Annotated in this window: 26 protein-coding genes; 11 read left to right on the forward strand and 15 right to left on the reverse strand. The window is 70.1% G+C overall.

Annotated features, from left to right (window positions below; translation table 11 throughout):
* Nucleotides 1-168: 168 nt before the first annotated feature.
* From OG430_RS36320 to OG430_RS36350, 7 genes are all read right to left on the reverse strand, one after another.
* Nucleotides 169-1,134 (reverse strand): MerR family transcriptional regulator, encoded by a 966-nt coding sequence (locus OG430_RS36320; RefSeq protein WP_327356895.1) that lies wholly within the window; start codon nt 1,132-1,134, stop codon nt 169-171.
* A 70-nt stretch (nt 1,135-1,204) separates the two neighbouring features.
* Complete coding sequence (locus tag OG430_RS36325) at nt 1,205-1,885, reverse strand: hypothetical protein (protein ID WP_327356896.1); 681 nt, start codon at nt 1,883-1,885, stop codon at nt 1,205-1,207.
* A 149-nt stretch (nt 1,886-2,034) separates the two neighbouring features.
* The gene (locus OG430_RS36330) at nt 2,035-3,168 is read right to left on the reverse strand and encodes a haloacid dehalogenase-like hydrolase (protein WP_327356897.1); all 1,134 of its coding nucleotides are present in this window, start codon (nt 3,166-3,168) and stop codon (nt 2,035-2,037) included.
* A 386-nt stretch (nt 3,169-3,554) separates the two neighbouring features.
* Entirely contained in the window at nt 3,555-4,127 is a 573-nt protein-coding gene (locus OG430_RS36335) for an HXXEE domain-containing protein (protein WP_442816620.1), read from the reverse strand.
* 203 nt (nt 4,128-4,330) lie between these two features.
* Complete coding sequence (locus OG430_RS36340; RefSeq protein ID WP_327356898.1) at nt 4,331-5,770, reverse strand: WGR domain-containing protein; 1,440 nt, start codon at nt 5,768-5,770, stop codon at nt 4,331-4,333.
* Nucleotides 5,771-5,950: 180 nt separating this feature from the next.
* A complete protein-coding gene (locus OG430_RS36345; RefSeq protein ID WP_327356899.1) occupies nt 5,951-6,466 on the reverse strand; it encodes a DUF3574 domain-containing protein in 516 nt (171 codons plus the stop codon).
* A 169-nt stretch (nt 6,467-6,635) separates the two neighbouring features.
* Entirely contained in the window at nt 6,636-7,604 is a 969-nt protein-coding gene (locus tag OG430_RS36350) for an endonuclease/exonuclease/phosphatase family protein (RefSeq protein ID WP_327356900.1), read from the reverse strand.
* Nucleotides 7,605-7,882: 278 nt separating this feature from the next.
* Between OG430_RS36350 and OG430_RS36355 the strand changes: the two genes are divergently transcribed.
* Both OG430_RS36355 and OG430_RS36360 read left to right on the forward strand, forming a co-directional pair.
* The gene (locus OG430_RS36355) at nt 7,883-8,251 is read left to right on the forward strand and encodes a hypothetical protein (RefSeq protein ID WP_327356901.1); all 369 of its coding nucleotides are present in this window, start codon (nt 7,883-7,885) and stop codon (nt 8,249-8,251) included.
* A gap of 263 nt (nt 8,252-8,514) precedes the next feature.
* Nucleotides 8,515-8,697 (forward strand): hypothetical protein, encoded by a 183-nt coding sequence (locus tag OG430_RS36360; protein WP_327356902.1) that lies wholly within the window; start codon nt 8,515-8,517, stop codon nt 8,695-8,697.
* A gap of 366 nt (nt 8,698-9,063) precedes the next feature.
* Here the strand turns inward: OG430_RS36360 and OG430_RS36365 are convergent, their stop codons facing one another.
* Together OG430_RS36365 and OG430_RS36370 are read right to left on the reverse strand one after the other, a co-directional pair.
* Entirely contained in the window at nt 9,064-9,459 is a 396-nt protein-coding gene (locus OG430_RS36365; protein ID WP_327356903.1) for a hypothetical protein, read from the reverse strand.
* A 149-nt stretch (nt 9,460-9,608) separates the two neighbouring features.
* Nucleotides 9,609-10,100: an ATP-binding protein gene (locus OG430_RS36370; protein WP_327356904.1), complete on the reverse strand. Its 492-nt coding sequence runs from the start codon at nt 10,098-10,100 to the stop codon at nt 9,609-9,611.
* Between the two features lie 108 nt (nt 10,101-10,208).
* On the opposite strand from OG430_RS36370, the gene OG430_RS36375 reads away from it, so the two are divergent.
* The 3 genes from OG430_RS36375 to OG430_RS36385 all read left to right on the forward strand — a co-directional run bounded on the left by OG430_RS36375 (nt 10,209) and on the right by OG430_RS36385 (nt 12,248).
* Entirely contained in the window at nt 10,209-11,069 is an 861-nt protein-coding gene (locus OG430_RS36375; protein WP_327356905.1) for a helix-turn-helix domain-containing protein, read from the forward strand.
* A 63-nt stretch (nt 11,070-11,132) separates the two neighbouring features.
* A complete protein-coding gene (locus tag OG430_RS36380) occupies nt 11,133-11,369 on the forward strand; it encodes a DUF397 domain-containing protein (protein WP_327359381.1) in 237 nt (78 codons plus the stop codon).
* Between the two features lie 90 nt (nt 11,370-11,459).
* Complete coding sequence (locus tag OG430_RS36385) at nt 11,460-12,248, forward strand: SAM-dependent methyltransferase (protein ID WP_327356906.1); 789 nt, start codon at nt 11,460-11,462, stop codon at nt 12,246-12,248.
* Between the two features lie 5 nt (nt 12,249-12,253).
* Here the strand turns inward: OG430_RS36385 and OG430_RS36390 are convergent, their stop codons facing one another.
* Nucleotides 12,254-13,213, reverse strand: coding sequence for an SGNH/GDSL hydrolase family protein (locus OG430_RS36390; RefSeq protein WP_327356907.1), 960 nt, complete (start codon nt 13,211-13,213; stop codon nt 12,254-12,256).
* A 276-nt stretch (nt 13,214-13,489) separates the two neighbouring features.
* On the opposite strand from OG430_RS36390, the gene OG430_RS36395 reads away from it, so the two are divergent.
* Nucleotides 13,490-13,678, forward strand: coding sequence for a DUF5999 family protein (locus OG430_RS36395; protein WP_327356908.1), 189 nt, complete (start codon nt 13,490-13,492; stop codon nt 13,676-13,678).
* Nucleotides 13,679-13,744: 66 nt separating this feature from the next.
* On the opposite strand, the gene OG430_RS36400 is transcribed toward OG430_RS36395, so the two are convergent.
* Nucleotides 13,745-14,185 carry a hypothetical protein gene (locus OG430_RS36400; RefSeq protein WP_327356909.1) on the reverse strand — a complete coding sequence of 147 codons (441 nt, stop codon included), beginning with the start codon at nt 14,183-14,185 and terminating at the stop codon, nt 13,745-13,747.
* A gap of 168 nt (nt 14,186-14,353) precedes the next feature.
* Nucleotides 14,354-15,844, reverse strand: a complete 1,491-nt coding sequence (locus OG430_RS36405; RefSeq protein ID WP_327356910.1) for a glutamate synthase subunit beta — start codon at nt 15,842-15,844, stop codon at nt 14,354-14,356.
* Between the two features lie 284 nt (nt 15,845-16,128).
* On the opposite strand from OG430_RS36405, the gene OG430_RS36410 reads away from it, so the two are divergent.
* Complete coding sequence (locus OG430_RS36410) at nt 16,129-17,106, forward strand: D-2-hydroxyacid dehydrogenase family protein (protein ID WP_327356911.1); 978 nt, start codon at nt 16,129-16,131, stop codon at nt 17,104-17,106.
* A 504-nt stretch (nt 17,107-17,610) separates the two neighbouring features.
* Here OG430_RS36410 and OG430_RS36415 read toward each other — a convergent pair.
* Both OG430_RS36415 and OG430_RS36420 read right to left on the reverse strand, forming a co-directional pair.
* A complete protein-coding gene (locus OG430_RS36415) occupies nt 17,611-18,288 on the reverse strand; it encodes a DUF2293 domain-containing protein (protein WP_327356912.1) in 678 nt (225 codons plus the stop codon).
* A gap of 29 nt (nt 18,289-18,317) precedes the next feature.
* Nucleotides 18,318-18,800 (reverse strand): anthrone oxygenase family protein, encoded by a 483-nt coding sequence (locus tag OG430_RS36420; RefSeq protein WP_327356913.1) that lies wholly within the window; start codon nt 18,798-18,800, stop codon nt 18,318-18,320.
* 361 nt (nt 18,801-19,161) lie between these two features.
* On the opposite strand from OG430_RS36420, the gene OG430_RS36425 reads away from it, so the two are divergent.
* The 3 genes from OG430_RS36425 (at nt 19,162) to OG430_RS36435 (ending at nt 20,918) form a co-directional block, all read left to right on the forward strand.
* Complete coding sequence (locus tag OG430_RS36425) at nt 19,162-19,800, forward strand: uridine kinase (RefSeq protein WP_327356914.1); 639 nt, start codon at nt 19,162-19,164, stop codon at nt 19,798-19,800.
* 134 nt (nt 19,801-19,934) lie between these two features.
* Nucleotides 19,935-20,330, forward strand: coding sequence for a PPOX class F420-dependent oxidoreductase (locus OG430_RS36430; RefSeq protein WP_327356915.1), 396 nt, complete (start codon nt 19,935-19,937; stop codon nt 20,328-20,330).
* Between the two features lie 168 nt (nt 20,331-20,498).
* The gene (locus tag OG430_RS36435) at nt 20,499-20,918 is read left to right on the forward strand and encodes a CBS domain-containing protein (protein ID WP_327356916.1); all 420 of its coding nucleotides are present in this window, start codon (nt 20,499-20,501) and stop codon (nt 20,916-20,918) included.
* 95 nt (nt 20,919-21,013) lie between these two features.
* On the opposite strand, the gene OG430_RS36440 is transcribed toward OG430_RS36435, so the two are convergent.
* The gene (locus tag OG430_RS36440) at nt 21,014-21,319 is read right to left on the reverse strand and encodes a hypothetical protein (protein WP_327356917.1); all 306 of its coding nucleotides are present in this window, start codon (nt 21,317-21,319) and stop codon (nt 21,014-21,016) included.
* Nucleotides 21,320-21,859: 540 nt separating this feature from the next.
* On the opposite strand from OG430_RS36440, the gene OG430_RS36445 reads away from it, so the two are divergent.
* Nucleotides 21,860-22,654, forward strand: coding sequence for a methyltransferase (locus OG430_RS36445; protein ID WP_327356918.1), 795 nt, complete (start codon nt 21,860-21,862; stop codon nt 22,652-22,654).
* The last annotated feature ends 18 nt before the right edge of the window (nt 22,655-22,672 follow it).

Here is a 22,672-nt window from a genome sequence, read left to right on the forward strand (position 1 = left end):
TCGTACGTACTGCTCGTGTCACGAGATATGACCGTCCGGGCAACGACAACTCATCGCTCGCGGCGCCCTGTTCGGGATTCGTTCGCGGTTGTCGTCTGCCGACTCCGGTCAGTCCCTGTTCAGTTCTCCGACTCTGCTTCCAGTCTGGCAGAGGGGTCTGACAGTCGATCACTGGCGAGGCGCGCGGCCAGGGGCCTGCACGGCCTGGCCGAGCCAGTCGAGCGCGGGGGAGAGGGAGTCCGGGGCGGCCCAGCCGTTGACCTGGGCGAGCAGCCTCGAGTACCGCTCCCGGCGAGGGTCGTTCGCACGCGCCAGCCACTCGGTCAGCCGGAGCGTCGGGTTGTCCCCGCCATCGGCGAGCCTAGCCGTGACCGCGGTGACGACCGCTCGGGCCGCAGTCGAGGACGGCTCGACCCCGGCCGCCAGGGCGGGCCCCACCTCCTCGCGCACCACCGCTGCAAGATCGCGGCGTACGCCGTGGGCGGAGCCTCCCCGGCCGCGTACAGCCGACTGCTGAAGGTGCGACTGCTGAAAGTGCGACTGCTGAATGTGCCCGGCCAGCCACCGCAGGTTCGCGCGGAACTCCGGATCCTGCGAGAGCTCGGCCAACTCGATCCAGGCGTCGATCTGTTCGGGCTCAGGGTCGTCCGGCAGCTCGGGAGTGAAGGACCGTCGGATCCCCGCGAGCTCGGGCGCGGAGCCCAACGCCTCGTCGAGGAAATCGTCGACGAGGCGCCGGCGCTCGTCCTGTGACAACTTGGCCAACTTGTGCACGGTGTCCATCTCCTCGGGGTCGGCCCCGCGTCGGGCCACCGCCGCGAGCACGGCACGCTGCAGGCGCAGTGTGCGTATCTGCACGTCCAACGCCTCGGTGTGCGCCGCGGCGACCTCGGCGAGCGTGACCTCCCGGGCCACGACCCGCCGGATCACGGGCAGGCCGAGCCCCAGCTCACGCAGGGTCCGTACGAGGGCGAGGCGGGCGACGGCGTCGGGGCCGTAGCGGCGGTAGCCGGACGCGGTGCGTCCGGTGGGCGGCACGATTCCCTCGTCGGAGTAGAACCGGATGACCTTGACCGTCAGGCCGGTCCGCCGGGCCAGTTCCCCGATCGAGTAGAGCGCGTCACCACTGTCCATGCCTCAACTCTCATGTCTCCCCCTACCGGAGACTCAAGTCGCCGGCGAGCTCAGCTCGGGCAAGCTCAGCTCACTCGTCGCCTTCCAGCAAGCCTTGATCCACGGCACGGAACGCCCACGCCTTCTCGGCCACGCCGTACTCGAACACCCACACAAGATCAAACCGCCCCTTGGGCCACTTCCGGGGCACCCCTGCCGCCTCCGCCGCCCCCAACGCCCGCACCACCGCCGGAATCGACTTGTGCTGCCAACAGACAAGTACAGGTGACGCCCCGCCATCCACCACGGCCCGGGCCAACTCCCGCTCCTGCGACCGCGCGTAACGGGTGTCCACCTCGACCCCGAGCTGCTCGGCCAGCGGCTCCACCGTCTGCCGGTGCCGCCTCGCCCCACCTTGCGGCCCCGTGGCCGCCGCGGCGAAGATCGCGGCGGGGGCGGGGAGGCCGGGGCCCTGCTTGCCGGTGGTGTTGAAGAGGCCCGGCAGCTTTCTGGCCCGGTCCCAGCCGCGTGCGGTGAGCGACTTGGGGTCGGGGCGGAGGCGTTCGTCGATGCCGGGGTGGGTGGGGTCGGGCTTTTCGGCGTGGCGGATGACCATGACGGTCAGGTCCTTGGCGGGCCGGGGTGGCACGTGGGCGCTGTTGTCGCGGGTGCAGGCGGGGAGGGTGGTGAGGGCGCCTGCGGCCAGGAGCGAGGAGAAGGCCCGGCGGTCGAGGCCGAGTCCCGTGCGCCTCTCCCGCGTCTTCATGTGCATGAAGCGGGATATTAGGGCACGGGAAACTCGCTACTCCGCAGGTGAGCGTGGACCCGTCGGTCTGGATCCGTCGGTCTGGATCCGTCGACCTGGATCCGTCGACCTGGATCCGTCGGTCTGGATCGGGATCGACGGATCCGGACAGAAGGTCAGCGGATGTCTTCCGCCTTCACCGTCAGCCACCGCTTGTCCGCCGTCACTGGCTGGCGCAGCTCCCGCTGGCGTGCGGCGTTCTTCGTCTTCATCTCGTTGATCTGGGTGAGGTACTTGTCCTTGCGGTTCACCCAGACCCGGACCCCGCCGTCCTTCACGTCCGTGGAGTGGAACAGCATCGGGCCGTCGCTGACCGGGGTGTCGCCCGCGACCAGGATCGGCTTCTTCCACTCGTCGATGTACGTGTTGATCGCGGCGGGCTTGCCCTCGAACCAGGTCGCCGGTGCCCAGAGCTTCGGGGTCAGCTCCTTGTCCATGAGCTTGCTCTGGTCGTAGGTGCCCGCGGTGATCTCCTTGCGGGCCGTGGTGACGTCGCCCGTCTTGCGGTCCTTGAGGAGCATGGAGACGCCGATGACGTTCTGCGGCTTGGCGTTGTAGCCGTACTTGGGGTCGGCGAGGACCATCCTGACCAGCTCCTCGCTGGCCGCGCTGACGACGTAGACCTCGATGCCGTGCGCGCGCAGGGACTTGTACAGCTCCTGCATGCCGGTGGAGAGCTCGGGCGGCTTGACCTCCGTCTTGGTGAGCTTGCCGTCCTCGTAGTACTCGGCGGGGATCGGCTTCTTGTGGGCCAGGAGCTCGTCGACGTACCCCTTGAGTTCCTTGAGCGTGAAGCCGGAGAAGATCTGCGCCACCCACGGGTAGCAGACCTGGTCGTCGACCTCGCAGAGGCGGTTGTAGTAGCTGTAGAGGGATTCCTTGTGGTCCGCGGTGTCCTTGAAGGGGATGACCTCCAGGGACTTGTCCATCGACTCGCGGGTCAGGACGCCCTTCATCTCGAGGAAGGGGAGGAGGGATTCCTCGAGGTCGTTGCGGTAGCTGGTGTTGTCGGCGTCGAAGACGGCGTACGCGCCGTCGTCGGCGTTCTTCGCGATGACACGGGCCAACTGCTTGGCCACCGGCTTGGGCCAGTGCGCGAGCTCATCGGTGGCGATCCGGGCCGAGCGGTCGGAACCCGCCGCCTGTGCCTCGGAGTCCGGCCACACCGCGATCCCCGCCACCAGTGCCGCCGCGAGTATGCCCGTCGCACCGAAGAGCGCGGGGCGCCGGCCCTTGACCCGTACCGCCATGTTTTCCATCCCCTGCAGAGAAAGCCGAATGCTCCGGGAGGTGGTCCCGGAGCGACGCGTCATCGTAGGGGGTGGGGCGGGAGAACCCCATGATCGAAATCACCGTCGGAGGGGCGCATGGAGTGGTCGGGGGAGGGTAGTTGCGGTGGGCGGGTTCTCTGTGGCGCGGGCGGGTGCAGGTATACGCAGGCAGGCTCAGATGTGAGCCCAGGCGAGCGCAGGCAGACGCAGAGGTAAGCCCAGGCAGGCGCAGTTGAGCCCAGGCGGGTGCCTGAGGTGCCGGAGTGCCTGAGGTTCCTGGGGTGCCTGAGGTTCCTGGGGTGCCTGGGGTGCCTGGGGTGCCTGGGGTGCCTGAGCTGACTTGGTCGAGGTGGCAGGGCCGCCGGTCAGCGCCTCCCCACGACCCGGCGGGCCACCGCATGCGCCCCCACTGCCGCGACGCCCGCGAAGGCCAGCCCCTGGGCGACCTCTCGAGCCCGCGTCGGTCGCAGCACTCCGGCCCGCCGGAGCCGCCCTCTGGCCCAGAGCGTGAAGGGCACGACGAGGAGCGGCGACGTCACGGAACCCGGTGTGTACCCGCGGAAGGCCGCCGCCTGGGCGAGGTGGACCAGGCCGTGCAGGCCGAAACCGTTGAGGGCGGTCTGGTAGAGCGCCGAGCGGCCGCCGGTGCGGTGGCCTTCGGCCGCGATGGCCGTGAGGAGTACCGCCACGCCTGCGACGGCGGTCGCGAACTCCTTCCCGTCGATCGACTCCAGCCGCTGCCATATCCGTTCCGGGACCTGCGGGTAGCGCTTGCGCAGCTCGGGGACGCCCGTGCGCACCCAGTGCGGGACCGTGGCCACCTCCTCGAGGTCGTGCACCGCCCATGCGGCGAGGAGGCCGAAGGTGACTCCGGCGCCGATGCCCTCGACGCCGGTGCCACTGCCTGCATCTGTGCTGCCCGTCATGTCCTCGTTCATGGCAGGCAGTCTCGCAGCGCGCGGTCGGGGCGCCGGCGCCGGGGCAGTCCTTGACAGAGCTGGGGCAGTCCTCATCAAACCGGCCGGGTGGTAGGCCGGTTGGGGCTTCCGGCCCCGGCCCCGAGCCTGCCGTCGCCGCGCCGGGCTTCCGCTCGCGCGGCCCGCTCTCGCCCGGGCGCACCGCCCCTCGCGGCAGCCGGCTCTCAGATCAGGCGGCGTATCTCCCCGCGCACCCGGTAGAAGCCGCCAGCCGCGGGATGCAGCGAGTCGACCACGTACCGCGCCCCCACCTCCCTTATGCCGCGCGGGAATTGGACGTTCCACGCCGGCTCGTAGCCGCCCGACACCACGTGTACCCGCAGTCGCCCGCCCTCCTGGATGCACTCCACGACCACGCCTCCCGTCGGTGCCACCGAGACCGTCTGCACAGCGGTGACCGTCGTCGCCGGGGTGTAAGTGGGCAGCGCCGCCGCCAACTTGATGTCCCTGGCCACCGGCACCGTGCCCTGCTGGGCGGCCGCTATCGCCGCGTCGCTCGCGTCCACGCAGACCAGCGAGCCGTCCGTGGTGACCATGTACAGCTTCTCGTCCAGATACTGCATGGACAGGGCCGAGCCGCCGCCCGTGCCCAGCTTCCACAGACGGGTGCCGTCCGCGTCGAAGCAGTACACCGACGAGGAGTTGTCACCCGCGAAGACATAGCGGCCGCCCTGGGCCGTGGCGCAGGAGTAGACGACGGTGTCGCAGCGGTACGTCGCCTCCACCCGGCCCGACGCCTTCGACAGGCGCTGCACCACATGGCGGGCCGTGCCCGCGTACACCGAGGTGTCCTCCTGCCAGCCGAAGAGCACCGCGCCCTTCGTCGGGGTGTGCCACAACTCGCCGCCACCGTCCGGGGCGTAGGCCGTCACGCCCTCGCGGTGACCGTGATAGATGCCGTGATCGTCGGCCCGGACCATCCACGCGTGCTCGCCGGTCGACTTCCGTGACCACTGGAACTCGTCCTCGTGGTCGATGACCGTCAGGCCGCCCGCGCGGTCCGCCACGTTCAGTACGCCCTCGCGGATGTCCAGCCAGAAGATGTCCACGTTCGCCGCGATGTCGTAGGCGGCGAAGGGAAGCTTCGACGACAGGTCGTACACCTGGCCGTCGTCACAGCCCGCGTAGATCCAGAAGTCGTCCGCCACCAGGCACTTGACGCCGTCCGGCAGGGAGTAGCGCGCGAGTACCTCGCCGCCGTGGCTGAGCGTGTACACGTCTCCCGCCTGGTTGCCCACCCAGCAGCGGTCCTCGTCTATGTGGATGCCGAACGCGGACGACCCGGTCTGGAAGCGCCACAGGACAGGGGCCACCGCGCGCGCGGTCGAAGGCGCGGACGCCACCTGTCGGCGCGAGACGGCGCGCGGCGCGCGCTGTCCCTGGACCGCCGGCGCGTATCCCTTGCGGACCTTCTCGCCTATCTTCTTCGCCGCTGCTGCCTGCGCCTTCTGCGCCGTCGGGAACGTGGACGTCTGGAGCTGGCCCGTCGCACCGATCCGGCCGTACCGCACCGACACGATCGTGCCGTCCACGATCACCTCGTAGAACTTGTGCGCACCGCCGCCGTCCTGCGACAGCTCCAAATACGTACGCGTACGAGACAAGGCAGACTCCTCCCCCAGGAATGGGCACCGCGTCCGGTTTCACGCTCCGTGCCCCACTGCCGAGAACGCTACGGGCCACCACTGACAATCGGCTCTGACCTGCGACGCAGCACGCGGGCAACCGGCCTGCGAGGGGCGTCGTTGCCGGGAGGGGGCAACTGGCCCACGAGGAGCGCCGGTTCAGAAGTCCGCACGGGTCCGTTCGTCGAGCCGGGCCACCGACTCCTGGCCGTATGCGCGCTTGTAGTCTTCGCGGATCTCCTCGATCTTCGCGTCGCGCGAGGGCGCCTGCTTGGCCGGATACAGCAGGATCAGCTCGTACGAACGCTCCCGCTCGATCCGTCCGCCCGCGTCCCGCCACTGCCCGCGGCCGTCCTGCACGGTGAGCCCGTCCGGGAAGTCCGGGGTGACCTCGCGGTCGATGAACTTCATGAACTGTTTGTCGGTCACATCGGGCCCGCCGTCGGGCCGTTCGGTGCCGAAGAAGAGGCGCGTCTCGACGTAGGCCTGGCCGCGTGCGGGCGCCGTCGTGGACTGGCGCGCGACGGGCTGTTCGCTGTCGAGCGAGGCGTATGCGGCCGGGGCGCCGACCGTCGCCGCCGTGAGGGCCACAGCGGCGATGGCGACACGGGCGCGGGTACGGGTGCGGGCGGTGGTGCGTACGCGAGCGTGGGAGTGGGCGGTGGTGCTGGGCATGGGGGGGTCCCTTCGGGCGGGGTCGCGGGCCCGCCCACTTTGGCAAGCGGGGCTCCGCGAGGCCGCCCGAAACATCAACTCTGGCCTGATACTGCCCTTTTGTGCCCAATGCGGGGTGCCGGGGTGCCGGGGTGCCGGGGTGCAGCGGGGCGGTGGGGCGGCGGGCGGCTCAGAATTCCACGTCGGCCCAGACCGGCGCATGGTCGGAGCCGGCCGCGTCCCGCCGCGCCTGCGGGTCGTCCTCGATCGACGGCAGGTCCGGCACGGCGGTGGCGCCCGGCACGCTGCCGGCGTTCGGCACGCCGGTCCCGGCCCGCGTCGTCAGGGCGAGTGCCTCATGGTTGACGAAGATGTGGTCGATCAGCTCGCGCCGGCCCCGGTGGATCCGCGAGAACCGCTGGGCCTCGGGGATCATCGGCGCGATGTTCCACAACCGCATCTCGTCGCCCTTGTCGGGCCGCTTCTCGCCCGGGGTGCCGATCTCCGAGCCCGGTGGGCCCTGCAGGATCTGAGTGGTGGCGGCGGTCACCTCGTCGTTGAAGTCGCCGAGCACGACGAGTCGTTCACGCCTCCCCAGGAGGAGGCCGTCGACCACCGAACGTACCGTCGCGGCCTCCGCTGCCCGGCGCGACAGCGCGTACGCGCCGAAGCGTGCCCGCTCGCCCTCGTCGCGCGGGTTGAACCGCCCGCCCGGGTACGTGAGCAGCTTCGACTTCAGATGGCAGACGGCCACGGTGACCCAGCGCGCGCGGGTCAGCCAGGCCGCCGTGAGAACCCCGCGGCCCATCCGGGTCACCTGTCGGCCGGAGTCGTCGCCCTGCACCGGACGCAGCGGCTCGGGGAAGTCGGCCGTGTCGGACCCCATGCTGAGGGCGAGCCTGCTGAGGAAGCCGACGCGGATGCCGCGGTCGTCCGGAAACTCCGAGAGCTTGATGTGCCACTCGCCGTCCAGCATCCCCACGAGTTCTTCCAGGGCCTCGGGGTCACCGACCTCCTGGACGCCCAGAATGGCGGGATCGATCGCGGTGATGGTGGCCGCGAGGGAGGCCAGTTTCGCCTCGTACGCCGCCTTGTCGCTGGGCCCGAAGGGACTGCCGGGCCGGTAGAGGTTCTCCAGGTTCCAAGTGCCGATGATCATGGCGGGCTCCGTCCTGCGGCCGGGAGCGCCAGAGTGCCAGCGCCGGGAGCGTCCGCACAGGTACCCGGGATGCGCACTCCGTGTACGCGCCGAGCCGCCTGTCGACTGATGAGCTCGGCCCAGCCGAACTCGTCACCCTGCGGGCGCCCAACCAACCACGCGCGCGTGCGTGCCCGCGTGCAAGTCGACGTGCACGCGCGCGTGTCCGTCATTCCTGTGCGGGTGACCTCAACTAACTTCGCAGAGAGGTATATCCAGCACATTGATGAGGAACCACCATGAAGCGTACGTATCTTACGAGCATCAGCCTTGCCGGACTCCTAGGAGCGGGCCTCTGCGCGGTACCCGCGACACCCGCCGTGGCCGACTCGCCGAGGCCCCTGCTCACCGCGATCTCCAGCGAGGAGAGCGTCGAACCATGGCAGCAGTTCCGCATCAGCGGGGCCACCCACCGGATCAAGGCGGGAAGCCCGGTCACGCTCGAACAGTGGCAGGGCTCCCGCTGGACGGCGCTGCCCGCGCGGGTCGCCGTCAGCCCCTCCGGCACGTACGCGATGCGCGTCAAGCTCGGCGCCAAGGGGAACAACGCATTGCGCCTGGTCGGCCCGAACGTCGTCTCGCGGGTCGTCGTGGTGAAGGTGCGCTGAACCCCCGATTCCGCCGCGTGGTCACCTCTGCGTACTCACCCCCGCGTACTCACAATTGCGTGGTCACCGCCGAGTTCTCGCCACCGCGGAATTGTCACCTCCAGCGACCAACTCGGTGTCGGTCCCGTCACATTGGGCACCCCGCAGGCTCCCCGCGGTGTCCTACCGGGTGAACCGTCGTTGCGCACCACATGAAGGCGTCGCAGCGAGTGTCGCAGCGGATCCGGCCGACGTACCGGAGTGACAGGCACGGGGGGATGGACATGAACAGGCGAGTGGGACGGGTCGTGCTGGGACAGTTTCCGGCCGGCGGGCCACGTGGATCGTGGCCCGCGGAGGAGTTCGCGCACGCCCGTCGGCAGGAGGGCCAGCAGGCCGAAGTCGTGATGGACCTGGCCTCCGATGCCTTCCTGGTGGTCGTGCGCGGGCCGGAGTCCACCGAGTGAGGTGAACCGGAGACCACCGAGTGAGGCGGACCCGGGTCAGCCGACCGAGCTGAACCGGAGCTCACCGAGTGAGGCGCCGGGGCCGGCTCAGGCGGGGTGACCGTTCTGCCGCGCCGGCGGGGGAGCGGGGACCCACCCCGGCCCGCCCCGGTCCCGGCACCACGGCAGTGAACTGGCTCGCCTGCAGCGCGTACTGCTCCGCGTACACGCCGCCGGAGGCGAGCATCTTTCCGGGCCCCGTGTGAATCTCAACTCGACCTCCATCGGCGAACAGAGGTCCGCTGTCGCCGGGTTGGGCCCGCGGACCCAGGGCGCGCACGAAGTCACCATGGGGCACAAGGCGCACGGCGAGGGCACCCGGCGGTATCAGGCCACCGTGTCGCGCATCCAGCTGGGCACGGTGTCCGTGAGGCCGCAGAGCGTGAGATAGAGCGGGATCGGCGGGGTGTAGGGCGTGTCGTCCGCGGGCCTGACGATCAGCCGGGGTGGCGCCGGAGCGCCCGTGACCACTGCGTCGGCGACGTAGCGCACGGGCTCCGGCCAGTCGAGCCAGAGGCCTGATCCCGCCGGCACGATCCACCACCACCGGGCCCCGTCCGCGAAAACGCACCCCACGCGTGGCAGGCGCGCCAGGACCCGGTCGCCGTACGCCTGAGGCATGCCCACGGCATCGCGCCCGAGCGGCTCCTTCATGCCGTCCGGCAGGGGCAGCGGAATGCCGCGGCGGTGGCGGGCGATCGAGGTGAGCGCTTCCATGGTCATAACGCGCATACGGTCCTTGTCGGTCCGGGGGCCTTGCGGGTGCGGTCGTCCTCAGGGGGCGTGGTCCGGCACGCGCGCGTGGCGGCCATTTCGGCGTGTGGGGCGGGTGTTGCGGCCGATGCCGTGCGACGGGCGGCACGATGAGGCGGTCATGACTCAACCGGGTCTGGCTGACGGGGCAGTTCGGCCCAGACGGCGAGTCCGGGTCCGGGACCGTACTCCTCGGCGCCCCACGCGGCGCTCATCGCGGCGACGAGCAGCAGTCCGCGCCCGTGGTCCTCGTCCCCGGCCCGCGCGGGGTGCGGACCTGGGGGACCGCCTTCGCCGGGGCCCTCGTCGCGGACCACTATCCGCAGCCGGCCCGCGGTGCCGCCCTCGGCGTTCTCGCCGTCTTCTCCGGCACTGCCTCCACCGTCGCTCAACTCGCACACGATCCGCCGGCTCACCGTGTGCACCACCGCGTTGGTCACGAGCTCGGAGACGACCAGGGCCGCCGCGTCGCAGGTGTCGTCGCCGAGGGCCCAGCCGGTGAGCTGGTCACGGGTCATCCGCCTGGCCTGTGCGACGGAGTCGGGACGGGCCGCGACCTCGAAGAGGCAGCGGCGAGTACCTAACGGAGTGGAGGCATTCACATCCGCCACTATCGCTCCGCCGCGAACACTTGGCAAGCATCACTCTGGAAAGTGCAGAGTGCAGTGTTCCTTGCTCGGTGCGCATGGCAAACTGCTGGTAACAGCAAGGAGGTTGACGTGAGCGAACCGCGGTCCGCCCCCACCGTGGGCCAGGTCGTCCTGGGCAAGCGCTTGCAGGAGCTGCGCGAGCAGGCCGGGCTCAAGCGTGAGGAGGCCGCGCGCGTGCTGCGCGTCGCCCCCGCCACGGTCCGCCGCATGGAGACCGCCGAGGTCACGCTCAAGATCCCTTATCTGCAGCTGCTGTTGAAGGCGTACGGCGTCGCGGATGAGGAGACGGAGTCCTACATCACGCTGGCCGAGGAGGCCAATCAGCCGGGCTGGTGGCAGCGCTACCACGACATCCTCCCCGGCTGGTTCAGCATGTACGTCAGCCTGGAGGGCGCCGCGAGCCTCCTCAGGTCGTACGAGCCGCACTTCGTGCCCGGCCTGCTGCAGACCGAGGACTACGCGCGCGCGGTGATGCGCGCGGGCGCCATCGGGCAGACCAGCCCCGCCGACATCGAGCGCCATGTGGCCCTGCGGATGCAGCGTCAGGAACTGCTCACCGGCCCCGACGCGCCCCGGCTGTGGGTCGTCATGGACGAGACCGTGCTGCGCCGGCCGGTCGGTGGTCCCGACGTGATGCGGGCCCAGATCGACCGGCTGCTCCAGGCGGCCAAGCTGCCCCATGTGACGCTGCAGATCGCCGAGTTCACCAAGGGGCATCATCCGGGGACGTACGGCCCCTTCGTGCTGTTCCGCTTCGGCGTCCCCGAACTTCCGGACATGGTCTACACGGAGTATCTGACCGGTGCGGTCTATCTGGACCGCCGCGCCGAGGTCGTGACCTATCTCGAGGTCATGGACCGCATGGCGGCCCTGTCGGCAACTGCGCATCGCACGAAGGAGATTCTCCGCAATCTCCGCAAGGAGCTCTGAATGGACCGGATGTACGACGGAACCGACCGGATGCACGACGGCATCGACCGAATGCGCGACGGCATGGACCGGATATACAACGGCATGCCCGCCCGTGACCTCGGCTCCGAAGGCTGGCGCAAGCCGTGGAGCGGTGGGAACGGCGGCAATTGCGTCGAGGCCATGAAGCTGGCCGACGGACGTATAGCCGTACGTCAGTCGGCGGATCCGGACGGCCCCGCACTCATCTATTCCATCGGCGAGATCAGCGCCTTCATCCAGGGTGCGAAGTCCGGTCAGGCCGACTTCCTGCTCTCATGACACGGCTCTCATGACACGGTTTCCTTCATCCAGGACGCGGTTCCCTTCCCTTCTCATGGCCCAGTTATTGCTGACTCCTTGGAGCGCCTTGTGAGCGAGTACATAGACACCACCACGCCGCACCCCGCCCGGATGTACGACTGGTTTCTCGGCGGCAAGGACAACTACCCGGTCGACGTGGAGATGGGCAAGCAGCTCGTTGCGATGGACCCGCGCACACTGACCATGGCCCGCGCCAATCGGTCATTCATGGAGCGCGGCACCCGCTGGCTCGCCAAGAACGGTGTCCGGCAATTCCTGGACATCGGCACGGGAATTCCGACCGAGCCCAATCTGCACCAGATCGCCCAGCAGATCGCGCCCGAATCGCGCGTCGTCTACTGCGACAACGACCCGATCGTGCTCCGCCATGCGGAGGCGCTGCTCCGCTCCACACCGGAAGGCGTCACCGACTATGTGCAGGCGGACGCCAAGGAGCCGGAGTCCATTCTCGAACAGGCCGGGAAGGTCCTGGACTTCGACAAGCCGGTCGCGCTGTCGCTGATCGCCCTGCTGCATTTCATCTCGGACGAGCAGGGCGCGTACGAACTCGTCCGGCGGCTCATGGCGGGCCTGCCGTCCGGGAGTTATCTGATGCTGTCGCACGGCACCGGTGAGTTCACCCCGGAAACGGCGAAGACGGCCACCGAGATGTACCGCGCCCGCGGCATGACCCTCGCGCTGCGCGACCGCGTGGAGGTGGCCCGCTTCTTCGAGGGCCTCGAACTCGTGGATCCGGGTGTGGCCGTCGTGACCGACTGGCAACCGGAGCCGGACGTGGTGGTGGACGAGTCCGAGGGCCCGACGCCCGGGTTCGTGGGCGTGGGCCGCAAGCCGTAACGCCCCTACTTCTTCAGGTACTTCTCAACGGCGCTCGCGATCGCCTGGCTGTAGCGCAGGATGCCGGGCGAGCGCGTGCGGCACGGCTTCGGCGTGGTCGTGGTCGGGGCCAGACAGAAGTGCAGATAGTCGTCGTCGCGGTGCAGATCGGTGCTGCCCTGCCCGGTGCAGTACGCCGGGTGTGCCTGCTCGTACGCGGTGCAGGGCAGCCGCTGCACATAGCGGTAGCGATCGCCCGCCCGGGTCACCCGGGCACCCGCGTCGGCCGTGAGGTCGCTCGCGGCCTTCGCCTGCGCCTCGTAGATCTGGTTCACCTGGCGGATGCGGTCGGGGGCCATGGCGTCGGGGCCCTGCAGTACCCAGACGATTCTCGGGCGGGGGATGCCCGCGTCGTGCGCCGCCCGCTCGATCTGTCCGGTCAGGGCGCGGGCATCGGCGGCGTACCGCTCGTAGTACGCGGGCGTGCCCGAGCCGACCTTGCCCATGCAGGGCGTATAGCCCCAGGAGTTGCCCCAGAACTGCAGCACGACCACCTTGGGCCGCTCCTCGCGCACCAGGGCGGCCGCTTTGTGTTCGGGCGGTACGAGGGAGCGCTCGCGGTCCCCTTCCAGGTAGTCGCAGAGCGTGGTCCCCGAATGCGGGGCGCTGCGCAGGTTGGCGCTGCCCGACTTCTCCAGCAGGCCGGCGAGGACCTCCTGGTTCTCCATGGCGAGGGAGTCGCCGAGGTAGACGGCGCGCGCCGCGGGCGTGCGCGGCTCGCTGGTGCGGTCCGGGCGGCCGGGCTTGGGTTGTGGCTCCTTCGTGCCGGGGGCGGTGGATCTGGTGGTGTCCGGTGGGGGAGCGGCGGCCGCGCCGGATGGATCCGAGTCGACCATCAAACGCCAGGCAAGCACTCCCGCAGCGAGGAGCGCGAGCACCACGAGGACCCCGAGGGGTCTCGCGAACTGCCGTTGTCGAACGGTCACTTCACGCCTCCCACACAGTGCACACGACTCACGTGGATGTGAGCGCACCACGGTGGCTTGCGAAGGCGCAGACGTCTAGACGCGTGCGTGACAGGAATTGCGCGCCACGCGCGCGTGGTCGGTGGCAAGGTGCGGGTGGGCCGGGGCAGGGATTGGCGTGAAATCGATGTCCTGGACGATGAGTTGCGAACGTCCTTGGAGTCGTACCTAACGAATAAGAGGACACCGGGACGGCCGGCACCGGCCGCCTCCAAAATTCCGACCAGGAGGTGCGCGATGTGCGCCCACCAGCCTCAGTGCCCGACCGCAGACCGTGCCGACCACCACGCCGCACGTGTCGTCTCCGCCCACCCCGAGCAGGGCTGGAGTCTGCTGTGCAACGGAGCGATCGTCTTCGACGATACGGGTGAGTTGCTTCCCGACGGGCGGGTGATCGCGCCGAGCCGATCTCTTGCTGCCGCGTGAGGGGGCCGTGAGTCCGGCCCGCAGTGGTCGGGGCGACAGAGCCTGGGCCCCCGCGCCGGTGGGTGCTCACCGATCCAGCGTCACCACATTCGCGTCCGGGCCACCGGAGACCTTGACCCCGCGCGGCCAATTCGGGCCGCCCTTCGGAGCGTTCGCGTCGAGTTGCACCGCGCGCACCGCCTCGCCGTTCTCGCTGAACACCCAGAGCGAAGGGCCTGAGTACGACGTCGCGGAGACCGACCACTCTACCGGGTCGCCCACCGCGTCGGAGATGTCATCGCTGTCGGTTCCGTACGCGAAGACCTGCACCCGGTCCCAGTCGAACTCGGTCAGACCGGACAGCGGCACCGCCTTCGGGGTCCCCGCCGCCGCGTCCAGCTTCGCCTGGAGGGCGTTGTCCGTCGTGCTGGACAGGGGTGTCTCCCTGAGGAACAGGTACCAGGCCGCCGTCAGCGCGGAGGCCAGTGCCGCCATCGCGAACAGCCACCGTGTGCGGTTGCTCCGCATACCTGTGCCGACACCTTTGGCTTCCGGGACCCGGGTCGTCCGGGTCCTTGCTCTCGTCGCAAGATCTGTGTGCCCCTCATCGTCATACCAAGGGGCGGGCGTATGAGAGTTCTTGAAGGGTTCGGGGCGATTCTTCGTCGAAGATTCACACGGCGGTCAATGCCTGGACTAGGCGGTGAGCGGTCGGTCCTCCGGGCCGATCGGTGCCGGAAGGTGGGTGCGGCCCGTGAGGTAGCGGTCCACGGCCGCCGCGGCCGAGCGGCCCTCCGCGATCGCCCAGACGATCAGCGACTGGCCGCGTGCCGCGTCCCCGGCCGCGAACACCCCCGGCACATTGGTGGCGAAGCCCGCGTCACGGGCGATGACCCCGCGCGCATCCAGGGCGAGACCCAACTGGTCGACCAGGCCGTCGGAACGGACCGGCCCGGAGAACCCCAGCGCCAGCAGCACCAGATCTGCCGGAATGACCCGCTCCGTGCCGGGCTTCGGGCGTCGGCCCTCGGGTGCGACCTCGACCAGGTGCAGGGCGCGCACCTGCCCCTCGGCGTCCCCGGTGAGACGCAGTGTGGAGGCGGAGAAGAGCCGCGCGTCGGCGTCCGCGAGCGGGGCGAAGACCAGGTCGCGGGCCTCCTCGTGCGCCGCGGACAGGCGGTAGACCTTCGGGTAGACGGGCCAGGGCTCGGTCTCCTCGTCGCGCTCGGCGGACGGCTGCGGATAGATGTCGAGCTGGGTCACCGAGGCCGCGCCCTCGCGAACGGCCGTGCCCAGACAGTCCGCGCCGGTGTCGCCACCGCCGATGATCACGACGTGCTTGCCCGCGGCCGACAGGGGCGAGGACGGCAGGTCGCCCTGACAGACGCGATTGGCGTGCGGCAGGTACTCCATCGCCTGATGCACGCCCGCCAATTCCCGCCCCGGAACAGGTAGTTCCCGCCACGCGGTGGCGCCGACGGCGAGTACCACGGCGTCGTAGCGCGCCCGCAGCTCGGCGGCCGTGATGTCCTGGCCGATGGTCACCGAGGTGCGGAACCTGGTGCCCTCCGCCTCCATCTGCGCGAGCCGCCGGTCGAGATGGTGCTTCTCCATCTTGAACTCGGGGATGCCGTACCGCATGAGCCCACCGGCCCGGTCGTCCCGCTCGTACACCGCGACCGTGTGTCCGGCCCGGGTCAGCTGCTGGGCCGCGGCGAGGCCCGCCGGGCCCGAGCCGACGATCGCGACGGTGCTGCCGGAGAGCCGGTCCGGCGGCTGCGGCGGGGCGAGGCCGCGCTCCCAGGAGGCGTCGGCGATGGCCACCTCGACGTTCTTGATGGTGACGGCGGGCTGGTTGATGGCGAGCACACAGCCCGCCTCGCAGGGCGCGGGGCACAACCGGCCGGTGAACTCGGGGAAGTTGTTGGTCGCGTGCAGCCGCTCGCTCGCCGCGCGCCAGTCGTCGCGCGCGACCAGGTCGTTCCACTCCGGGATCAGATTGCCCAGCGGACAGGCGTCGTGGCAGAACGGAATGCCACAGTCCATGCACCGGTCGGCCTGCTCGGAGACGATCGGCAGCAGCGCCCCGGGGACGTACACCTCGCGCCAGTCCTTGACCCGCTGCTCGACCGGCCGACGCGGCCAGTCCTGGCGGGATGTGGTGAGGAAGCCCTTGGGATCGCCCATGGCCCGTCTCCTGAGTGCCGTGGTGACGTGGCGCCCTGGGTGCCTGCGAGGTCAGTGTCACCTGTGTGGCCTGCGCGGATTGTGTGGTCTGTGTAGTCCGTGCGAGGGGGCGCCCGACGGTCCTTCTCGTCACCATACGTCGGGTCAATGCGCCCGGCGACCGGGTGCGCGCACCCCTGCTTCGGGGCGGCCGGTGCGGGCTCGCAGCCTGCCATTACGCTGCTTGTGGAGATCATCGGAGCCCCTCGGAGACTGACTCCGGGGGGCCGGCAGAGGGAGTGGCTGTGGCAGGGGGAGAGACGGGCAAGCTGCGGTGTGCGGTGCTCGACGACTATCAGGGTGTCGCCCTCTCGACGGCCGACTGGTCGCCGCTGGCGCATGCCGTGGACCTTCATGTCGTACGCCGCCACCTGGGCGACGAGGACGCGGTCGTCGCCGAGATCGGCGACTGCGAGATCGTCGTGGCCATGCGCGAGCGGACGCCGTTCCCCGCATCGCTCCTGGCCCGCCTGCCGCGGCTGCGACTGCTGATCACCTCCGGCATGCGCAACGCCTCGATCGACCTGGCCGCGGCCGCCCGGCACGGCGTCACCGTCTGCGGTACGCCCAGCAACTCCGAGCCGCCCGCCGAGCTGACCTGGGCCCTGATCCTGGGGCTCGCCCGGCACGTCGTCGAGGAGGGCTCTGCGCTGCGCGAGGGCGGGCCCTGGCAGCGCACCCTCGGCGCCGACCTGTACGGGCAGCGCCTCGGCCTCCTCGGCCTGGGCAGGATCGGGGCCAAGGTGGCACGGGTGGGGCAGGCCTTCGGGATGGAGGTGTCGGCGTGGAGCCGGCACCTCACGGCCGAGCGCGCGGCCGAAGAGGGCGTGCACCTCGCCGCCTCCCTCGACGAACTCCTCGAGACCAGCGACTTCCTCTCCATCCACGTCCAACTCGGCGACCGCACCCGCGGATTGATCGGCGCACCTCAGCTCAAGCTGATGCGCCCCACTGCCTACCTGGTCAACACTTCCCGTTCCGCGATCGTCGACCAGGACGCCCTCGTCCAGGCCCTGCAGGAGGGCTGGATCGCGGGCGCGGGCGCCGACGTCTTCGACACCGAACCCCTCCCGGCCGCCCACCCCTTGCGCACCGCCCCGAACTTCCTCGGCCTGCCCCACCTCGGCTACGTCACCCGCCGCAACTACGAGGGCTACTTCCAGGGGGCGGTGGAAGACATCGCGGCGTACCTGGCGGGGGAGCCGCTGCGCGTGCTGGGGTGATGGTCGTGCTCTGGCGAGCAGGGCCGTTGCGCGTGCTGGCGAGACGCCCGTGCCGCGGTGGGCGGGGGTCGCCTGCCCGGCTCAGGGGAGGCGCGAGTCGCTGAGCGGCAGTGGGCGGGTGTGGTCAGGCGCGCCGCCGGCGACAGGGATCAACTTGCAGATGCGGCCATGAGTTGAACGCTCTGGGCCTGCAGACCTGCAGACCTGCAGGCGCGGGCTCGGTGCGGGGACGGACCTTCGCGCAGGGCGGGTTGACAGTGTCCGCGCGAGGGCGGGTCGGCCGTCTCCGCGCAGGCCGGGGCGATGCGGTTTCCGTACGGCCTGGCCTGCTCGACCTCGGCGCACGGACGGCAGCGGCCTGGGCGTACGCACGTCAGCGACCTTGGTGCCCAGACCGCAATCGGCCTCGGTGTACGCACGGCCAGCGATCTCGGCGCACACGCGGCACTCGGCCTCGGCGCACGGGCGGCAAGCGAAGTCGGCACACACACGGCAGGCGAACCGTCAGCCCGCCCCCGACCGCCACTCGGCCAGGATCCGCTCGACCGCAGCCGTCACCTGCCGCCGTGCCTCGGCCCGCGGCACCCGGGCCATCAGCAGCGCGTCGTACTCCGTGTCGTCATGCCGCACAGCGGCCCGTACGGCAGCCGTGACGGCCCCCTCGTCGAACGCTCGCCCCGCCGCACTGCGCCCCACCCGCCCACTGCCGCGCAGCGACGCGTGCTCCGCGATGCGCCGGGTGCGCTCCGCCGGACAGCCGGGGAAGAGCCGTCGGATCTCTTGTGAGAAGTCTGCCGTGAACCGCACGTCCTCCGCGGCCCGCCGCACCGCATCCCGCTGCCGGCGCCGGGCCCGCGCCTCGGCATCTGCGAGACAGCGCTGCTCGGCCAGGGCCAGGGCAGCCTCCTCGACCAGCACGCCCTGACGCTCGTACCGCCTGCGCCGGTGATTGCGACGGACCACGACCACGGACAGCGAACTGCCCTCGCGCGCCCGGCGGGTGAGCGCGGTACTGCCGCGCGGCAGATAGACCAGGTGGCCCAGGTCCGCGCAGTCGAGGCAGTGCGGCCCGCCGTCGGCCATGACCAGCAGGGCGAGCGGGCCGGTGCGGCACTCGGCGCAGTACCGCGGGCCGCGCGGCTCCACGGCGACAAGATCCCTGTCTGCGCGGGGAGTTGGCATGCCGGTGAACTACCCGCTGCCTGCGCTCCTCAGGCGGCCAGGCCGAGTATGAACGACACGCACGCGGCCACCGCCGCACCGGTCCGCACGTGGTTCCAGGACGTCCACTCGGCGACGTATGTCTTCCACTTCTCGGCGCTCTCCGGGGCTTGCGGATCGAGCTTCGCCAGCGCGTCGTTGCGCGGGACGTTCGCGGCTGCCGTGACGCCGAACGAACCCACCAGGTACAGCGCACAGCCGAGCAGCAGCTCGATCCGGCCGTGGTCCGGCCACAGCACGAAGGTGACCACGGCCACCACGGCCGCCAGCACCGCCGTGATCATGAAGGCGCCGAGGAACCAGGGGTTGATGATCACGACGTTGATCTTCTGCATCGCGGCTATGCCCTGCGCGGGAGGGAGAGCGGCCAGCGCCCGCATGATCGAGGTGGAGAAGGCGAAGAAGACTCCGGCGATCAGTCCGCTGCCGAGCGCCGCCAGCAAGGTCAGCACGAAATAGGGTCCGTCGATCATGACAACTCCCGGGTCCGGGTGGAGTGGTGGGCGCCAGTGGCCGCAGTGCGGGTGGATCGCTCGGTTCGATCGGCTCGTTGGGCTCTCTGGGCCCGCTCGGCTCGCTCGCCTGAGCAAGATCCTGCACGGCGTCCGCTGACACCACAAGTCAAATCCCGTACGTCCGCCGAGGCCATGGCCGATGCGCGCACCCGCATGCGCAGGCGTCTTGTGGCCATCTGGACGCTCTGGCCGTGCAGGTTGTGGGCTACCGGTTACTGGTTACCGCTACCGGCAACGGGCTGCCGATGCTGCACAGCACACGCCCACCCGTCGTCGGTCGCCCCCGTCGCTCGACGGCGGACCAGGCATCATGGGCGCCGTGCGACTGGAACCGATCACCTGGGAGCGGCTCACCCATGCCCTCACCGACCGCCTGCTCCAGCTGAAGGCGGACGACGGGAGCCCCTGGCTGCGGGTGGCCGTCGACGGTGCCCCTCCTGCCGGGACGGCCGAGCTGGCCGAGCGCTTGTCCGACGCGCTTGCCCTGCAGGGGCGGCCCTCGCTCGTCGTCGCCGAGCAGGGGTTCCTGCGGCCCGCCTCCCTGCGGTTCGAGTACGGGCACCACGACGTCGAGTCCTACTACGACGGCTGGTTCGACACCGGCGCACTGTGGCGTGAGGTCTTCGGTCCGCTCGACCCGGACGGAACAGGGCGCGTGCTGCCCGACCTGTGGGACCCGGTGGCCGACCGTGCGACCCGTAGCCCGTATATGCAACTTCCCCCAGGCGGGGTGCTGTTGCTGCACGGTCCGCTGCTTCTCGGGCGGTGGTTTCCCTTCGACTTGACGGTGCACCTGCGCCTGTCGCCGGGTGCGCTGCAGCGCCGCACGGCGGACGACGAGCGATGGGCGCTGCCGGCCTTCGAGCGGTACGAGAGCGAGGTGGATCCGGTCGGGTCGGCCGATGTGGTCGTCCGCGCCGACGACCCCCGGCACCCGGCGTGGTCCGGCCTCGACTGATGGCCCAGGTCCCGCCAGGTGTCTGGCGGGCTCGTGACGGCAACACGGCAACACGGCAACGGGCGAGGGGAGTTCACACTTCGAACTTCCGTAATCACTGTTATATGCACGTGCATGAAGTTAAGGTGCGTGCCATGACAACTACCTTTACCGAGCCGGTCCGCACCCTCTTGGACGGCAAGAACTTCGCGAGCGTCGCGACGGTGGGCCCCGGCGGGACACCCCACAACTCCGTCGTCTGGATCAAGCGCGAGGGCGACACCGTCCTGTTCTCCACCACCGCAGGCCGGCAGAAGGCACGCAACGTCGAGCGGGATCCCCGCGTCAGCGTGTCGGTCTTCGACCTCGCCAACCCCTACAGCTCGGTGGAGATTCGCGGCGTCGCCGAGATCATCCCCGATGACGACAAGAGGCTGCCCCACGAGCTGTCGCACAAATACCTCGGCATCGACCCGCCCAACGAGAAGGAAGAGGAGCAACGGCTGATCATCCGGGTGACCGCGAAGAAGGTCATCACCTTCTCGCCCTGAACCGACCTCCGGCATGGCTTGCGAGCAGGCTCTTCGCCTTGCGCTTACGGAGGGTGACGGGAATCGGCTCGCGGGTGCGGGCCGTGATCCGGGCGGCGAGAATGGGTCAGCCGGTCCCAGCGGCGCCGACCGCGCCGTGCCGGCCACCCGGCCATCGGGAGGTACACCATGACCACAGCCGGAGACATCATGCACCCCGGTGCCCAGTGGATCCCCGCACACGAGACCCTGGACCGGGCCGCCGAGCTGATGCGTCAGCTCAATGTGGGCGCCCTGCCGATCAGCGACGAGAACGAGCGGCTCTGCGGAATCCTCACCGACCGTGACATCGTCGTCGGATGCGTGGCCCTCGGGCACGACCCGGCGCAGACCACGGCCGGCGACCTCGCCAAGGGCACCCCCCGCTGGATCGACGCGGGCGCCGATGTCGGCGAGGTGCTCGAAGAGATGCAGGGCCACCAGATCCGGCGCCTGCCGGTGATCGAGAACAAGCGGCTCGTCGGCATGATCAGCGAGGCCGACCTCGCCAAGCACCTGTCCGAGGACCAGATCGCGACTTGGGTCGAGAGCGTCTACGCCAAGAGCTGACGGGGCTGACGATCCTGACGGGGTTGTCCGACCTGACGGAACTGGCGAACCTGGCAGCGCTGGTGGAGTTGGCAGTGCTGATGGAGCTGACCTCCTCATCCCGCCTCCCGTGAAGCGACAGGCGGTGCGAACTTGAGGTCGACCTCGTCCCGGTGGACTCCCCAGGAGAGCTCCAGGGTCCAACAGCCGGGATCCGGCACATTGATGCCCGACGGATAGATCTCACCGGGCCCCGAATCGGCCGGTTCGGTCGACTTGACCACTGGCCGCTCCGCGTCGCGCGGGTGTGCGCGGACGGTCAGTGGATCGCCCTCGCGTGGGTGGCGTACGAACCAAAGGACCTTGTTCCCCGAGTCGTCCCCACTGCCGGCCCGCAGGGGCTGCGCCCAGACGTAGCCCATCAACGCATCGTGCGTGCCCCGCACATACGGCAGCTTGCCCGGGCCCCGGGGGAAGCCCGCGGGCTTCGGATTCCAGTCGGGTGGTGCGCCCCGCAGCAAGGGTGTCCGGCCGCAGCCACCGGACACGGCTTGCGCAGTCGACGCTGTCCCGGCTGTTCCCTTGCCGTCCGCCCGCTCGCGGTCGTGGGGCGAGGGAGGGTCGGAGCACCCCGAGAGCACCAGGGCGGCGCCGAGAACGCCGACCGACAGCGTGCGTGCGGAGCGAACGTGGCGGGTGAGCCGATCCCGTGACGAAGCCGGAGCCTGCGCCGAAGGCGAATTCGGAGTCGGAACCGAAGACGCCTGCGCCTGTCGTCGTACGAGGGTGTGCGAGGGGCGAGAGTTTGTGTTCATGTCTCTGGTACACCGCTCGGTCCGTCCGGGTTCCCCTTTTCCGCGAGACTTTCCACGATTCTTCCGCGAGTCTCCGGCGAGGCAATTTCCTCGCCGATCACCCCGCGAAATGCGGAGCGAATGCGGATCAACTGGAATGATCGCGGCATGACGCGAACCGACGGCTACCTCCTCGACAACCGCCAGACCGAGGCCGGCGAGCGCTTCGACGCCCTTGCCACCCTCTTCGACCCGACCACCTTCCGGCACCTGGAACGCCTCGGTGTCGGACCCGGCTGGCGCTGCTGGGAAGTGGGCGTGGGCGGTACCTCCGTACTCAGCTGGCTGGCCAAGAAGGTCGGGCCGACCGGGCGAGTGGTCGCCACCGACATCGACACCTTGCATGCGACGGCCGCCGCCCGGCCACCCGTCGAGGTGCTGCGCCACGACGTGGGCGCGGAGGAACCGCCCGGCGAGGGCTTCGACTTGGTGCACGCCCGGCTCGTCCTGGTCCATGTAGCCGACCGGGACCGGGCGTTGCACTCGATGATCAAGTCGCTGCGCCCCGGCGGCCGACTTCTCGTCGAGGACGCCGACACCGCTCTGCAACCGCTGGTCTGCCCCGACGAGCACGGCCCCGCGCAGCAGTTGGCAAACAGGCTGCGGCACGGCTTCCGTGCCCTGCTCGCCGAGCGCGGCGCGGACCTGGCCTACGGCCGCAAGCTCCCGCGCCTGCTGCGTGCGGCCGGTCTGGTGCAGGTCGAGGCCGAAGGCCACTTCCCGATGACCTCACCGACGTGCGCCGCCCTGGAGACCGCGACTGTCAACCAGGTGCGTGAGCATCTCGTGGCCGGCGGGTTCGCCTCCGACGCGGACATCGACCGGCACCTCGCGCATGTGGCGAGCGGTTCCATGGACCTGACCCTGGCGCCGATGATCTCGGCGTGGGGTCGCAAGGCGTGACAGCGGGGTCGCGGGGCA

It is taken from the genome of Streptomyces sp. NBC_01304, assembly GCF_035975855.1.
Taxonomy (GTDB): Bacteria; Actinomycetota; Actinomycetes; order Streptomycetales; family Streptomycetaceae; genus Streptomyces.